General features: G+C 65.3%; 17 protein-coding genes. 4 read left to right on the top strand and 13 right to left on the bottom strand.

The annotated features are described in order from the left end of the window. Positions 1-126: 126 nt before the first annotated feature. From U6115_RS09760 to U6115_RS09795, 8 genes are all read right to left on the bottom strand, one after another. Complete coding sequence (locus U6115_RS09760) at positions 127-909, bottom strand: peptidylprolyl isomerase (protein ID WP_043575930.1); 783 nt, start codon at positions 907-909, stop codon at positions 127-129. A 32-nt stretch (positions 910-941) separates the two neighbouring features. Then, positions 942-1,736, bottom strand: a complete 795-nt coding sequence (locus tag U6115_RS09765) for a peptidylprolyl isomerase (protein WP_043575929.1) — start codon at positions 1,734-1,736, stop codon at positions 942-944. Between the two features lie 20 nt (positions 1,737-1,756). Continuing rightward, positions 1,757-2,023: a BolA family protein gene (locus tag U6115_RS09770; protein ID WP_043575928.1), complete on the bottom strand. Its 267-nt coding sequence runs from the start codon at positions 2,021-2,023 to the stop codon at positions 1,757-1,759. After that, on the bottom strand, positions 2,020-2,322 hold the full coding sequence (locus U6115_RS09775) for a YciI family protein (RefSeq protein WP_043576210.1): 303 nt from the start codon (positions 2,320-2,322) through the stop codon (positions 2,020-2,022). The genes U6115_RS09770 and U6115_RS09775 overlap by 4 nt, the downstream gene beginning before the upstream one ends. Continuing rightward, complete coding sequence (locus tag U6115_RS09780) at positions 2,322-2,855, bottom strand: septation protein A (RefSeq protein WP_043575927.1); 534 nt, start codon at positions 2,853-2,855, stop codon at positions 2,322-2,324. Before U6115_RS09780 ends, U6115_RS09775 begins: the two co-directional genes overlap by 1 nt. A gap of 60 nt (positions 2,856-2,915) precedes the next feature. After that, positions 2,916-3,866: an SPFH domain-containing protein gene (locus U6115_RS09785; RefSeq protein WP_043575924.1), complete on the bottom strand. Its 951-nt coding sequence runs from the start codon at positions 3,864-3,866 to the stop codon at positions 2,916-2,918. Positions 3,867-3,873: 7 nt separating this feature from the next. Then, on the bottom strand, positions 3,874-4,299 hold the full coding sequence (locus U6115_RS09790; protein ID WP_043575914.1) for an NfeD family protein: 426 nt from the start codon (positions 4,297-4,299) through the stop codon (positions 3,874-3,876). Positions 4,300-4,392: 93 nt separating this feature from the next. After that, entirely contained in the window at positions 4,393-4,521 is a 129-nt protein-coding gene (locus U6115_RS09795; RefSeq protein ID WP_255361868.1) for a hypothetical protein, read from the bottom strand. 109 nt (positions 4,522-4,630) lie between these two features. Between U6115_RS09795 and U6115_RS09800 the strand changes: the two genes are divergently transcribed. Continuing rightward, a complete protein-coding gene (locus tag U6115_RS09800) occupies positions 4,631-5,218 on the top strand; it encodes an IMPACT family protein (protein ID WP_043575912.1) in 588 nt (195 codons plus the stop codon). 30 nt (positions 5,219-5,248) lie between these two features. Continuing rightward, entirely contained in the window at positions 5,249-6,181 is a 933-nt protein-coding gene (locus U6115_RS09805; protein ID WP_043575909.1) for an exopolyphosphatase, read from the top strand. A gap of 4 nt (positions 6,182-6,185) precedes the next feature. Here U6115_RS09805 and U6115_RS09810 read toward each other — a convergent pair whose 3' ends face one another. After that, positions 6,186-6,845, bottom strand: a complete 660-nt coding sequence (locus U6115_RS09810; RefSeq protein WP_043575906.1) for an HAD family hydrolase — start codon at positions 6,843-6,845, stop codon at positions 6,186-6,188. A gap of 147 nt (positions 6,846-6,992) precedes the next feature. On the opposite strand from U6115_RS09810, the gene U6115_RS09815 reads away from it, so the two are divergent. Continuing rightward, positions 6,993-7,640, top strand: a complete 648-nt coding sequence (locus U6115_RS09815) for a ParA family protein (protein ID WP_043575903.1) — start codon at positions 6,993-6,995, stop codon at positions 7,638-7,640. A 179-nt stretch (positions 7,641-7,819) separates the two neighbouring features. Beyond that, positions 7,820-8,770, top strand: coding sequence for a GMP reductase (locus tag U6115_RS09820; protein ID WP_043575898.1), 951 nt, complete (start codon positions 7,820-7,822; stop codon positions 8,768-8,770). Between the two features lie 31 nt (positions 8,771-8,801). Here U6115_RS09820 and U6115_RS09825 read toward each other — a convergent pair whose 3' ends face one another. The 4 genes from U6115_RS09825 to U6115_RS09840 form a co-directional block, all read right to left on the bottom strand. Beyond that, the gene (locus U6115_RS09825) at positions 8,802-9,266 is read right to left on the bottom strand and encodes a MaoC family dehydratase (RefSeq protein WP_043575897.1); all 465 of its coding nucleotides are present in this window, start codon (positions 9,264-9,266) and stop codon (positions 8,802-8,804) included. Between the two features lie 101 nt (positions 9,267-9,367). Further along, on the bottom strand, positions 9,368-10,138 hold the full coding sequence (locus U6115_RS09830) for an alpha/beta fold hydrolase (RefSeq protein ID WP_043575895.1): 771 nt from the start codon (positions 10,136-10,138) through the stop codon (positions 9,368-9,370). A 22-nt stretch (positions 10,139-10,160) separates the two neighbouring features. Then, complete coding sequence (locus tag U6115_RS09835; protein WP_043575890.1) at positions 10,161-10,727, bottom strand: GNAT family N-acetyltransferase; 567 nt, start codon at positions 10,725-10,727, stop codon at positions 10,161-10,163. Between the two features lie 65 nt (positions 10,728-10,792). Then, the gene (locus U6115_RS09840; protein WP_043575889.1) at positions 10,793-13,363 is read right to left on the bottom strand and encodes a [protein-PII] uridylyltransferase; all 2,571 of its coding nucleotides are present in this window, start codon (positions 13,361-13,363) and stop codon (positions 10,793-10,795) included.

A 13,363-nucleotide genomic window follows, 5' to 3' on the forward strand; every position in this document is an offset into this window, starting at 1 on the left:
CGGAGGCAGCGCAAAGAGGAGCAGGGCAGGCCTGCGGGCGAATGTGCGCGAAGGTAAGCGCGGCGGCAGCGGCTGTCAAGAGAAACGGGGACGGCATGCCGTCCCCGTTGTGTTGCCCGGAGGAGCTTACTGCTGGATCTGGGCCTTGGCCTTCAGATCGGCGACGTACTTCTCGATGCGGGAGCCCATCACCCGTTGGGTCAGCTGCGGACGGATTTCCTCCAGCGACGGCACATTGCGCTGGGTGCGCACGTCGTCCAGCTTGATCACGTGCCAGCCGTATTCGGTTTTCACCGGCTTGGCGGTGACTTCGCCCTTAGCCAGCTTGCTCATCGCTTCGGAGAACGGCGCTACGAAAGTGCCGGCTTCCTGCCAGTCCAGATCGCCGCCCTTGTTCTTGCTGCCCGGGTCGATCGACTTTTCCTTGGCCAGCTTGTCGAAGGCCTTGCCCTTCTTCAGCGCTTCGATGACGGCCTTGGCTTCGGCTTCGGTCTTCACCAGGATGTGGCGGGCGTGGTATTGCTTGGTTTCCGGCACCGAGGCGGCCAGCTTGTCGTATTCAGCCTTCAGGTCGGCGTCGCTGACCGGGTTGGCCTTCTCGAAATCCTTGACCAGGCGGTTGGCCAGCGCCATCGCTTGCATATTGGCCAGCTCGGCGGTGAATTCCGGGCTCTTGTCCAGACCCTTTTTCACGGCTTCCTGACGCAGGACTTCGGCGGTGACCAGCTGGTCCTTGATCTGGTCGCGCGCTTGCGGGGTCACGTTCTGGCCCTGGGCTTCCATCATCTTGGCGACGGCGTCGATGCGGGCGTCGGTGATTTGCTGGCCGTTGATGGAGGGGCCGGCCACGGCGATGGCGCTGCCGGCGAAGGCGGCGACGAGGGCGGTTGTCAGCAGGAGTTTACGCATTTTCTTCTGTTCCTGGGTCGGGTATGGGTGGATTACTGAATCTTGCTCTTGGCGCGCAAGTCTTCAACGGCCTTGGCGATTGCCTCTTCCTGCAACTGGCGGGCGATCTGCGGTTTGATCTGTTCCAGCGGCGGCAACTGGGCGTTGCGGATGTCGGCAACCTTGAATACGTGCCAGCCCAGTTGCGACTGGTACGGCTTGCTGCTGTACTGGCCCTTGGAGAGCGGCTTCAGCGCTTCGGCCAGCTTGGGGTCCATCTGCGACAGATTGCCCCAGTTCATGTCGCCGCCGCTTTGCTTGGCGTTGGGATCGACCGACTTGGATTTGACCAGGTCTTCGAATTTGGCGCCCTTCTTCAGCGCGGCGATCACTTTTTGCGCGTCGGCCTCGTTGGCCAGGGTGATCTGGTAGGCGTGGACTTCCACTTCCTTGGCTGCGGCGAGCTTGGCGGCCTGCTGGTCGTAGAAAGCCTTGATCTGGGCGTCGTCGATGCCGGCTTTCTGCACGATGTCGCCGAACAGGGCGTCGCGCAGCATGCCGGCGCGCACTTCGTTCAGGCGTTGGGCGAAGGCGGGCTGTTTGTCCAGGCCGCGGCGGGCGGCTTCCTGCAGGATCACTTCGCGGTTGATCAGCGAGCTTTTCAGCTGTTCGCGCAGTTCCGGCGAGTCCTGCACCTTGCCGCCGTTGCTTTGCACCACATTGGCGACGGCGGCGTCCAATTCCGCCTTGTCGATGGCGGTGCCGTTGACCACGGCGATGGATTCGGCGGCGGCCGGCAGGCTGATCGTGGCAGCCAGCAGCAGTGCGGCGATACGGGAATGCTTCATGCTTAGCCCTTTGTAGAAATTCAGAGTTCTTCTGGAGTCAGGGCGCGGATGGCCAGCGCGTGCACGCGGCTGGCCATCAGTTCGCCCAGAGTTTGATAGACCAACCGGTGGCGTTGCACCCGGTTGAGATTGGCAAAGCGCGCGCTGACGATGGTCAGCGTGTAATGGCCGCCACCGTCCCGGGCGCCGGCATGGCCGGCGTGCAGGGCGCTGTCGTCCTGAATGTCGAGGTGTTCCGGCGCGAGCGACTGCAGCGCCGCTTCCAGCATGGCTACCGTGCTGCTCATGCGGGAAACACCTGGCGGAATGGCTTCGCTTCCACCGCGGCGTAGACGCCGGCGGCGGCATAGGGGTCGGCGGCGGCCCAGGCGCGGGCGTCGTCCAGCGAGGCGAATTCCGCCACGATCAGGCTGCCGGTGAAGCCGGCCGGGCCGGGGTCGATGCTGTCAATCGCCGGGAACGGGCCGGCCAGTTTCAGGCGGCCGGCATCCTGCAGCGCCTGCAGGCGGGCCAGGTGGGCGGGGCGGGCGGCTAGGCGCTGCTCCTGGGTGCCGGGGGCGTCTTGCGCGATGATGGCGTACAGCATCATTTCTTTTCCTCGATGTACTTGGCCAGGAACAGGCTTTGGGCGATGACGAACAGCAGCATCAGGCCCATGCCGCCGAACAGTTTGAAATTCACCCAGACGTCTTCGCTGAAGTGATAGGCGACGAACAGGTTGAGCCCGCCCATCATCGCGAAGAAGCCGCCCCAGGCCCAGGTCAGCTTGCGCCATACCGGATCGGGCATGCTGATCTGCTGGCCCATCATCATGCGCAGGCCGTTCTTGCCGGCGAAGTCGCTGATCAGCAGGCCGGCCCCCATCGCCCAGTACAGCACGGTGGGTTTCCACATGATGAAATGCTTGTCGTGCAGCAGCAAGGTGGCGCCGCCCAGCACCACGATCAGGGCCAGGCTGAACCATTGCATGGTTTCAACCTTGCGGTGCCGGATCCAGGCCCATGCCACCATGATCACGGTGACGGCGATGGCGACGCCGGTGGCGACGAACATGTCCCGGGTCAGCCAGTAGGCGCCGAAGAACAGCAGGACGGGGAGGAGGTCGGTAAAAAATTTCATGCGGGTGATTATGGGGGCAGGCCGGCGCAGATTCAAGCTGCGCCGGGCCCTGGCGCGTGATTAACGGTTAGTTTGTTTGACGACGCTTAGGGCGCTGGCGACCAGGCCGCCGACGTCGGCGACGTTGCCCGGCATGATGATGGTATTGTTTTCCTTGGCCAATTTGCCGAAGGCGGCGATGTATTGCTCGGCCACTTTCAGATTGACCGCCTCCAGTCCGCCGTCATTCTGGATCGCGCCGCCGATGCGGTTGAGCGCGTCGGCTGTGGCGTCCGCCACCAGGCGCAGCGCTTCGGCCTCGCCCTTGGCCTTGTTGATGGCGGCCTGCTTGTCGCCTTCGGAGTTGTTGATAGTGGCCTGCATCTCGCCCTGCGACTTCTGGATCGCCGCTTCGCGCGCGCCGGTGGCCAGGTTGATCTGCTCCATCTTCACGCCTTCGGACTGGGCGATGCGGGCGCGCTTTTCGCGCTCGGCGGTGATCTGCGCCTGCATCGCGTGCAGGATGTCCTGCGGCGGCACCAGGTCCTTGATCTCGTAGCGCAGCACCTTCACGCCCCAGTTGATGGCGGCCTCGTCCAGCGAGGCCACCACGGTGCGGTTGATGTCGTCGCGCTCTTCAAAGGTTTTGTCCAGTTCCAGCTTGCCTATTACCGAACGCAGCGTGGTTTGCGACAACTGTGTGATGGCGATGATGAAGTTGCTGGTGCCGTAGGACGCCAGTTTGGCGTCTGTCACCTGGAAATACAGGATGCCGTCGACTTTCAGCTGGGTGTTGTCGCGGGTGATGCAAATCTGGCTGGGCACGTCCAGCGGGATTTCCTTCAGGCTGTGGCGGTAGGCGATGCGGTCGATGAAGGGCAGGATGATGTTGAGGCCGGGCGCCAGCGTGGCGTGGTAGCGGCCCAGCCGCTCGACGATGAAGGCGTTCTGCTGCGGCACCACCGCCAGCGACTTGAAAATGAAGACGACGACGGCCAGAAACAGTATCAGGGGGATCAGGGCGGTATCCATATTGGCGTTATTCCGGTTGTGTGGAGGAGATTTTCAGCAGATTGCCTTCGCGGCCGCAGATGTAGCCGGCGTCGCCGGCGTTCAGGCCGGCGTCGAGCAGCTGGGCGTCCCACTCGGCGCCGCGGTAGAAGACGCGGGCATGGCCGGGGGAGGTAAGCGAGCGGATGCTGACTTGCTGGCCCCAGTCGGGGTCGTCGCGCGGCGGCGGCGGGGCGGGACGGCGCCGTTTGCGCTGGCGGATCAGCAGCACGCCGGCGGCGCCGCAGGCGCTGGCGATCAACCATTGCGTGAATTCAGCCAGCCCAAGCCAGGCGGCGAGCCCGCCCGCGCCCATCGCCAGCGCGATCATCAGCAGGTAGAAGGTGCCGGACATGAATTCGGCGATCAGCGCGATCAGCGCGCAGGCAAACCAGAAGGTGATGGCTTGAGACATGGTTTCCCCGTTGAATGGCCATGACGGATATTGTCCGGCCAAACCTTGAAAATGACAACGGCCAGGCCAGGCCGCTCGGGGACGCCGGGACGGCTAGACGTGGTCGCGGTCGGGCAGGTAATGCGACAGGTGGATGCGCTCTTCGCTCTCCAGCCAGGTTTTCCGGATGTACAGCCACAGGCCGGCTGCGACCACCGCGCACAACAGCAGCAGGATTTTCATGACGCCGTTCCTTGCAAGCCCTTGTTCTGCTTTCAGTTTAGACCGTTAATGGGCGGACAGCCTGTCCCGGGTTTACAATCCGGTCCTTTCAGACCGCAGGAAGACGCGAATGTTCCAGTTGCAGGCCCGCGCCAGCGCCGAAATCGAAATCCGCAAGAGCCGCTTCATCGGCGTGCTGCTGCCGGCGGCCAGCCGCGCCGAGGCGGAAAGCGCGCTGGCCGACATCCGCCGGCAGTGGCCGGACGCGCGCCATTATTGCGCGGTGCTGCTGTGCGCCGGGGATTCGATGCTGGACGACGACGGCGAACCTTCCGGCACCGCCGCCAAACCGATGTATAACGTATTGCAGCACAAGGAAATCACCAATGTGCTTGCCGTGGTGGTGCGCTATTTCGGCGGCATCAAGCTGGGTGCGGGCGGCCTGGTGAGGGCCTACACTCAAGCTGTCAACGCCGCGCTGGAGCAGGCCAGCCTGGCCGAGGTGGTGAAGATGCGCCGGCTGCGGCTGGCGGTGGATTTTTCGGCCGAATCCAGGCTGCGGCGGCTGTGCCAGGAGTTGGGGTTCGCCGTGCTGGCGCTGGAGTATGGCGAGCAGGCGCTGCTGACCATAGCGCTGCCCGAGGCGGCCTGCGGCGCGGGCGTGGCGCGGCTGACGGACGGGATGTCCGGCGCGATCCGGCTGTTGTCGGACGGCTGAGGGCAACGCGGGAGAAACGGGAGAACGGGAATGACGCAGAAGCAATATCGTCTGGTGACGCGCAGCGATTTCGATGGCCTGGTCTGCGCGGTGCTGCTCAACGAGCTCAAGCTGATCAACGAGGTGAAGTTCGCCCACCCGAAGGACATGCAGGACGGCAAGGTGGACATCAGCGCCGACGACATCACCACCAATCTGCCGTATGTGGCCAAGGCCCACCTGGTGTTCGACCACCACCTGTCGGAAACGCTGCGCAACGCCACCGACGCCGACAACTACGTGATCGATGCCAAGGCGCCGTCGGCGGCGCGGGTGGTGTACAACCACTACGGCGGCAAGAAGACGTTTCCCGGCATCAGCGATGAGATGATGGCGGCGGTGGACAAGGCCGACTCCGCCCAGTTCAGCGCCGAGGAAATCCTCAATCCCAAGGGCTGGGTGCTGCTCAACTACCTGATGGACGCCCGCACCGGGCTGGGGCGTTTTCGCGAGTTCAAGGTCAGCAATTTTCAGCTGATGATGGATCTGATCGGCTACTGCCGCAATCACGGCATCGATGAAATCCTGCAGCTGCCCGACGTGATGGAGCGGGTGGCGCTGTACCGCGAGCACGAAACCCAGGCCAAGGAGCAAATCCTGCGCTGTTCCCGGGTGCACGGCAACGTGGTGGTGCTGAACCTGCTGCACGAGGAAACCATCCACCCGACCAACCGCTTCATGATCTATGCGCTGTTTCCCGACTGCAATATCTCCATCCACGTGATGTGGGGGCTGAACCGGCAAAACACCGTGTTCGCTGTCGGCAAGTCCATCCTGGACCGCAGCGCGCGCACCAATATCGGCGCGTTGATGCTGCAGTACGGCGGCGGCGGCCATGACGCGGCCGGCACTTGCCAGGTGCCGTCGGACCGGGCCGAGGACGTGCTGGACGAGCTGCTGTCCCGCATCCGCGGCCTGGGCTGAGCGGCTACAGCGCGCGGATCAGCTCCAGCGCCTGGTGCAGGTCGCCGCACACCGCCAGCGCGCTGGCGCGGTCTTCGGCGCTGGGAGTGAGCAGATCCGGCACCAGAATCACCCGGGCGCCGGCGGCGACGCCGGCCTGCAGGCCTAAGCGGGAATCCTCCAGCACCAGGCAGCGTTGCGGCGCCACGCCCAGCCGGCTAGCCGCCGCGTGGTAGACATCCGGCGCGGGCTTGGCGCGCGGCACTTCGTCGCCGGCGACGGTGATGTCGAAAAAGGCGTCCAGGCCGCTGCGGGTCAGTTTGAGATCGGCCTTGAAGCGCTGGGTCGAGGTGGCGACCGCGCGCGGGATGCCTTGCTGCTCGGCCCAGCGCAGCAGCTCCAGAATGCCGGTTTTCAGCGGGATAGGCTCGTGGCGCAGGATGTGCTGGTAATGCTTGTCCGACCCCAGCTGCAGCCGGTCCGCCGCTTCGGCGTCATCCAGGTATTCGGCGACGAAATCGACGCAATCCTTGAAGGACAGGCCCACCATCGCGTCCAGCATTTCCTCCTTGATTTCGATTCCCAGCTCGGCGCCGGCGCGGCGCCAGGTCTCGTTGGAAATGCGCTCGGTGTCCAGCATCAAGCCGTCCATGTCGAACAATAGCGCGTCGAAGCTGCGTGACATCGTGTTTCTCCCGCTTGGATTGACTGTTTCTGTCTGGATTGTGCAACCAGGGCCGCCGGCTTGTCGAGGCGGGCGCTTGCCATCCGGCAGCGGCCGGCGCCATGGCTCTGGTATAGTGGCTGGGTTCAGCAGACAGGGGAGGACGATGTGCAGTCGGTACTGATAGCCAATCCCAAGGGCGGCAGCGGCAAATCCACGCTGGCCACCAATCTGGCCGCTTATTTCGCCGCCAGCGGCAAGAAGGTGATGCTGGGAGACGTAGACCGCCAGCAGACTTCGCTGCATTGGCTGGCGCAGCGCGGCGCCGGTCTGCCGGGCATCGCCGGCTGGGAAGTGGCGCCCAACGAGCCCAAGCGTCCGCCCAAGGGCACCGAAGTGGTGGTGCTGGACAGTCCCGCCAGTCTGCACGGCAAGAAGCTCACCTCGCTGCTGTCGCAGGTGGGTCACGTGATCGTCCCGATTCAGCCCTCGCCATTCGACATGTGGGCCAGCGAGGCTTTCTTCGAGCAGATGCTGGAGGAAAAGGCTATCCGCAAGAACAAGGCCTATATGGCGGTGGTGGGCATGCGGGTGGATCCGCGCACCCGCTCAGCGCGCGAACTGGAGCAGTTCCTGGCTCGCCACGACGTGCCGGTGCTCAGCTGGCTGCGCGACACCCAGCTGTACGTGCAGGCGGCGGCGGAGGGAATGTCGCTGTTCGACTTGCCGGCCTCGCGCACCCTGCGCGACCGCGAGGCCTGGCTGCCTATCCTGCGCTGGCTGGGCGAAGATCCGAGCGCCTGGTGCGACAAGTAGGAAATATTTTTACTTCGAAACACTTGACGGCCGCCGCCAAGCGGCGTAGCTTTGTTTCGTAACTGCGTGCGAGCCGAAACAGGCGTCGCAGGGGTCAGTGCAAATGGGAGCCCATCGGGCTCCCGTCTTTGTTTGGGGCCCCTGTTTTTTCATCCATACCTGTCTTTGGGAGCACACGCATGATCCAGACCGAACTCAACTACGGCGACGTATACCTGGTGCCGAAGAAAACCGTTGTCGACAGCCGCAAGGAGTGCGACACCGGCGTGCAATTCGGCCCGCGCCGTTTCGCCATGCCGATTTACCCGTCGAACATGAAGTCGGTGGTGTCGGCCGAAACCTGCGAGTTCTTCGCCCGCCAGGGCTGGTTCTACACCATGCACCGCTTCAATGTGGACGCGGTGGCTTTCACCGCCGACATGCAGGGCAAGGGCCTGTTCGCCTCCATCAGCGTCGGCGTCAACGACGACACCTACGAGCAACTGGCCGCGCTGCAAGCCGCCGGCTTGTCGCCGGAATACATGACGCTGGACATCGCCAACGCCTGGTGCGTGAAGGCCGAGCGCATGATCAAGCACATCAAGCGGCACTTCCCCGCCACCTTCCTGATCGGCGGCAACGTCGCCACCGCCGCCGCCGCGCGCGACCTCGAAGCCTGGGGCTGCGACGCGATCAAGGCCGGCATCGCCGGCGGCCGCGTCTGCATCACCAAGAACAAGACCGGCTTCCACCGCCCGATGATTTCCACGGTGCGCGACTGTGTCGGCGCGGTGAGCGTGCCGGTGATCGCCGACGGCGGCATCGTCGAGCATGGCGACATGGCCAAGGCCATCGTGTGCGGCGCCGCCATGATCATGGCCGGCTCGCTGTTCGCCGGCTACGACGAGTCGGCCGGCGAAATCGTGGAAATCGGCGGCAAGCACTACAAGGAATACTTCGGCAGCGCCTCGCAGTTCAACAAAGGCGCCTACGTCAACGTGGAAGGCAAGAAGATTCTGGTGGAGTACAAGGGCAGCATTCCCAAGCTGCTGCGCGAGTTGCAGGAAGACCTGCAATCGTCGATCAGCTACGCCGGCGGCCGCACCCTGGCCGCGCTGCGCGATGTGGAGATGATCCAGGTCCACCGCTGAGCCGGCGGCCAGACGCCGGCCGGCCTGTCTCTCAGTCGGCGGTCGGCACCTGGCTGTCGCGGCATTGCAGCCAGATCGCGCACTCCAGCTGCATGGCGGTTTCGCCGCGTTGGTTGCGGGTTTGCCAGCGCACCTTAACCACGCCGAAGCCGGGCTGGCTGCCGGAGCGGCGCTTATCCAGCACTTCCACTTCCACCTGCAGCGTGTCGCCGGGCCGGGTCGGCTGCGGCCAGAGCATCTGGTCGATCTGCATGCCGATCAGGCCGTTGGCTGCCTGGCCCAGCGCCGATCCTTCCACCAGCCGCATGGAGAGGCTGCTGGTGTGCCAGCCGCTGGCGGCCAGCCCGTTGAAGAAGGAGTCTTTCGCCGCAGCCGGGTCGATGTGGAAAGGCTGGGGATCGAACTGGCGGGCGAAGGCGATGATTTCCGCCTCGCTCAGCGTGTGGGTCGGGCTGAGGAAGCGTTGGCCGGGCTGCAGGTCTTCAAAGTAAATCATGTCTGAACTTACGTTAACGTAATGCTAAGCCTCGAAGCATAACGCCGGCATCGACATTGGTCAAAGTCAAGACAGTCACGGGCGGCATTGGCGCGGGATCGTCAGTCTGGGTCCGCCAGCGCGCCGGCGATGGCGGCGGCCAGGCCCGCCGGATTGTCCCAGGCCAGCGAATGGCCGGCGTCGGCGACGATGCGGATGGCGACGCCGTGCCGCGGCAGCCATTCGGTGTCCGGGTCCGGCAGCGATTTTGCGCCGAAGATCAGGCAGCGCGGCATGGTCAGCGCCAGCAATTGCTCGCGCCAGCCGACCGGGCGGCCCTTGACCAGTTCGGCGGCGGCGCGGTGCGCGGCCAGCGGTGAAGCGGCCGCCATGCTGCCGGCCCAGGCGGGATTGTCGCCGCGGCAGGCGGCTATGATCTCGGCGTGCCCGCGTTCGATGTAATCCCGCTCGTCCCAGGCCGCCAGCGCGCGGCTGAAACTGCCGCCGCCGCTGTCCAGATTGGGCTCGGCGGCGATGAGCCGCCGCACGCGGCCAGGCTGTAGCGTGGCCAGCTCGATGGCGACGCTGCCGCCCATGCTGTGGCCGAACAGGTCGACGGCGGGCAGATCCAGCCGCTCCAGCCATTGGCTGAGCGCCAGGGCCTGCGAGCCGGTGTCGTAGCGGAAGTCGTCGGGCTTGTCGCTGAAGCCGAAGCCCAGCAGGTCCACCAGCAACGCGCGGCGGCCGGCGAGGGCCGGTTCGGCCAGGAGGCGCGGGTAGTCGAACGACGAGGCGCAGCCGAGGCCGTGCAGCATCAGCAGCGGCGCGCCGTGGCCGGGAAGGTCGTGGTAGCGCAGCACCGCGTCGGGCTGGGCCAGCTTGAAGTTTTGCATGTCGGCTCCGGTTTCGGCGTGTTCAGTTGGTCAGCGCGTACAGGGTGGTGTTGCGCAGGCTGCCGTCCGGCGCGATGCGCTCCTGGCGCATGATGCCCTCCAGCGTGAAGCCGGCGCGTTCCGCCACGCGGCGGCTGGCCACGTTTTGCTCATCGGCCAGGCAGGCGATGCGGCGCAGGCCCAGTTCCTGCCGCGCGAATGCGCAGATGGCGCGGGCGGCTTCGCTGACCAGGCCCTGGCCCTGCCAGTCGCGGTGGACCCAGAAGCCGATCTCCGCCCGCCGGTGTTTCCAGTTGATGTCATGCAGTCCGCTGGCGCCGACGAAGTGGCCGCCATCCTTCAAAAACAGCAGCATGGTCAGGGTTTTGCGGGAGAGGTAATCGACGCGGCTTTGGCGGCAGAAGGTTTCCGAGATATCGACCGACGGCTCTTCCAGCGCCCAGGGCATGGAGGCCGGGAAAGCGCGCAGCGCTTCCAGCGAGGCGCAGACTGCGGAATATACGATGGGGCCGTCGCCCGGCTGCGGGCTGCGCAGAATCAGGCGTTCGCTTTCGATCTGGTCGGGGATGTCGCGCAGAATATCGTCCATGCCATGCTCCTTGCATTGTGCAATGCAATATTAACGTCACGGCATGAAATATTACAATTCGAAATTCAGACGCGCAGCGCGGCGATCAGCGCGGTTTCCAGCGCCAGCGCGGTCTTGTCGTCCTTCAGCGCCGCGCCGCGGATCAGGAAGGAGTCCTCGGCGCGGCTGCCCAAGGTCATGATCTTGGCCGACTGCACGTCCAGCCGGTAGTCGGCCAGCACCTTGGCGATGCGGGCCAGCAGGCCCGGCCGGTCGCCGGCGACGATGGACAGCACGAAGGCGCTGTCCCGGTCGTCGGGCCGCATCGATACCTGCGGCGTGATCGGGAAGTGCTTGAGGTGGCGGCTGATGCGGCCCGGCGGCGGCAGCTGCAGCGGCTTGTCCTCCGCCAGGCTGGCGGCCAGCTCGAATTCGATGAAGTTGATCATGTCGCGGTAGTCGCCGTCGTGATGCTCGGGGACGAAGACATGAAAGGTGTCCAGCGCGTAGCCGTGGCGGGTGGTGTAGACCTTGGCGTCGGCGATGCTGTAGTTGGTGCGGCCGAAGAAGGCGCAGGCGCGGGCGAACAGCTCGGGCTTGTCCGACGAGTAGATCAGCACCTGGATGCCTTCGTGGTCGTCGGCCAGCCGCGCCCGCACCATGGGTTGGGCCGGCGCCAGCTGGCGGTTGAGCGCGCGGGCGTGCCAGGCGATTTCCTTGGCCTCGTGGCGCAGGAAGTAGACGGTGTCCAACTGCGCCCACAGGCCGGCCTCGGCGCCGTCGGGGATCGCGTGCAGCCGCAATTGCGCGCGCGCCTGGTTTTTGCGGGCTTCCAGTTCGGAATTGATGTCCATGCCGCCGCCGCGCGACAGCACCCGGTAGGTGGCGTGGTACAGGTCCTCCAGCAACTTGGCCTTCCAGGCGTTCCACACCTTGGGGCTGGTGCCGCGGATGTCGGCCACCGTCAGCAGGTAGAGCGCGGCCAGCCGGCGCGGCGTTTCCACCAGGTCGGCGAAGCGCTGCACAGTTTCCGGGTCGTAGATGTCCTGTTTCTGCGCGATGCTGGACATGGTGAGGTGCTGGCCGACCAGCCAGCTCACCAGCCGGCTGTTTTCCTCCGACAGGCCGTGCTGGCGGCAGAAGGTTTCGGCGTCGGCCATGCCCAACTGCGAATGGTCGCCGCCGCGGCCCTTGGCGATGTCGTGGAACAGTCCGGCCAGGTACAGGACTTCCGGCTGCTCGAAATCGCCGATCAGCCGCGACAGGAACGGGTACTCGTGGTTGTAGGCGCTGATGGCGAAGCGGCGCAGATTGCGCACCACCATCAGGATGTGTTCGTCCACGGTGTAGACGTGGAACAGGTCGTGCTGCATCTGGCCGACGATCTGGCCGAAGTTGGGCAGGTATTGTCCCAGGATGCCGTACAGATTCATGCGCCTGAGCGTGCGGGTAAGGCCGGCGGGCTCGCGGAAGATCTGCATGAAGGTCTGGCGGTTGCGCGCGTCCTGGCGGAAACGTTCGTTGATCTGGCTGCGCGCGTGCCACAGCGCGCGCAGCATGCGCGGCGCGAAGCCCGACAGTTCCGGATGGCGCTGCAGCGTGAGGAAGGCTTCCAGTATCGCCTGCGGATGCTTGTCGAAGACATTGGCCTCGCGGATGCCCAGCATGCCGTTGACCGAGTGGAAGTAGTCGTTGATGTGCTGGGTGACGCGCGGCACCTGGCAGTAGATGCGGCCGCGCAGATTGGGCAGCAGGATGCCGTTGAGCTGGTTCACTGTCTTGGCAGCGCGGAAGTAGAGCTGCATCAGCTGCTCGCTGGCGCGCTTGGCCGGCGTGTCAGCCAGGCCCCAGGCCAGCGCCACCTGTTGCTGCAGGTCGAAGATCAGCCGGTCTTCGCGGCGGCGCGCCAACAGGTGCAAATCGATGCGCAGCTTCAGCAGCTGGTCTTCGCTGTGCTTGATCAGCCTGGCTTCTGCCAGGGTGAGGATGCCGCGCCGCACCAGCGCGTCCCAGTTGTCGCCCAGCCCGGTCGCCTTGCTGATCCACAGTATGGTGTGCAGGTCGCGCAGGCCGCCCGGGCTTTCCTTCAGGTTGGGCTCCAGATTGTTGCTGACGCCGAAGTGGCGGGTGTGGCGCTGCTGCTGCTCCAGCGTCTTGCCTTCGAAGAAGGCCAGCGGGTCGCGCTGCGCCTCCAGCCGCGCCATCAAGGCGCGCCACGGCTCGGCCGGGCCCGCCACCAGCCGGTTCTCCAGCAGATTGGTTTCCACGGTGATGTCGGCGGCGGCCTCGCGCAGGCATTCTCCCGGCGTGCGCGCGCTGTGGCCGATCTCCAGGCCGATGTCCCACATCAGCGCGATGAACCGGCTGGCCTTGTCGGCGGTTTCCGCCGGGGTGGGCTCGGGCAGCAGGATCAGAATGTCGACGTCCGAGCCGGGAAACAGCTGGCCGCGGCCGTAGCCGCCCACCGCGATCAGGCTGGCGGATTCGTCCAGGCCCTGTTCGCGCCACAGTTCGGCCAGCACTTCATCCACCGCCTGGCTGTAATGCCGCAGATAGGCCTGCGGATTGCGCTCGGCGCGGTAGCGTTCGGCCAGTTGCTGTCGCTTGTCGGCCAGCGTCTGCCGCCAGTGCTGGAGGGGAGCGGCCGCAAGCGCCAT

The organism is Chromobacterium subtsugae (assembly GCF_035919665.1).
GTDB lineage: Bacteria > Pseudomonadota > Gammaproteobacteria > Burkholderiales > Chromobacteriaceae > Chromobacterium > Chromobacterium subtsugae.

What these genes read in the sequence shown, in the direction of transcription:
- U6115_RS09760 (WP_043575930.1), bottom strand. Translation starts at nt 909, where the DNA reads ATGCGTAAACTCCTGCTGACAACCGCCCTCGTCGCCGCCTTCGCCGGC.
- U6115_RS09765 (WP_043575929.1), bottom strand. Translation starts at nt 1,736, where the DNA reads ATGAAGCATTCCCGTATCGCCGCACTGCTGCTGGCTGCCACGATCAGC.
- U6115_RS09770 (WP_043575928.1), bottom strand. Translation starts at nt 2,023, where the DNA reads ATGAGCAGCACGGTAGCCATGCTGGAAGCGGCGCTGCAGTCGCTCGCG.
- U6115_RS09775 (WP_043576210.1), bottom strand. Translation starts at nt 2,322, where the DNA reads ATGCTGTACGCCATCATCGCGCAAGACGCCCCCGGCACCCAGGAGCAG.
- U6115_RS09780 (WP_043575927.1), bottom strand. Translation starts at nt 2,855, where the DNA reads ATGAAATTTTTTACCGACCTCCTCCCCGTCCTGCTGTTCTTCGGCGCC.
- U6115_RS09785 (WP_043575924.1), bottom strand. Translation starts at nt 3,866, where the DNA reads ATGGATACCGCCCTGATCCCCCTGATACTGTTTCTGGCCGTCGTCGTC.
- U6115_RS09790 (WP_043575914.1), bottom strand. Translation starts at nt 4,299, where the DNA reads ATGTCTCAAGCCATCACCTTCTGGTTTGCCTGCGCGCTGATCGCGCTG.
- U6115_RS09795 (WP_255361868.1), bottom strand. Translation starts at nt 4,521, where the DNA reads ATGAAAATCCTGCTGCTGTTGTGCGCGGTGGTCGCAGCCGGCCTGTGG.
- U6115_RS09800 (WP_043575912.1), top strand. Translation starts at nt 4,631, where the DNA reads ATGTTCCAGTTGCAGGCCCGCGCCAGCGCCGAAATCGAAATCCGCAAG.
- U6115_RS09805 (WP_043575909.1), top strand. Translation starts at nt 5,249, where the DNA reads ATGACGCAGAAGCAATATCGTCTGGTGACGCGCAGCGATTTCGATGGC.
- U6115_RS09810 (WP_043575906.1), bottom strand. Translation starts at nt 6,845, where the DNA reads ATGTCACGCAGCTTCGACGCGCTATTGTTCGACATGGACGGCTTGATG.
- U6115_RS09820 (WP_043575898.1), top strand. Translation starts at nt 7,820, where the DNA reads ATGATCCAGACCGAACTCAACTACGGCGACGTATACCTGGTGCCGAAG.
- U6115_RS09825 (WP_043575897.1), bottom strand. Translation starts at nt 9,266, where the DNA reads ATGATTTACTTTGAAGACCTGCAGCCCGGCCAACGCTTCCTCAGCCCG.
- U6115_RS09830 (WP_043575895.1), bottom strand. Translation starts at nt 10,138, where the DNA reads ATGCAAAACTTCAAGCTGGCCCAGCCCGACGCGGTGCTGCGCTACCAC.
- U6115_RS09835 (WP_043575890.1), bottom strand. Translation starts at nt 10,727, where the DNA reads ATGGACGATATTCTGCGCGACATCCCCGACCAGATCGAAAGCGAACGC.
- U6115_RS09840 (WP_043575889.1), bottom strand. Translation starts at nt 13,363, where the DNA reads ATGGCGCTTGCGGCCGCTCCCCTCCAGCACTGGCGGCAGACGCTGGCC.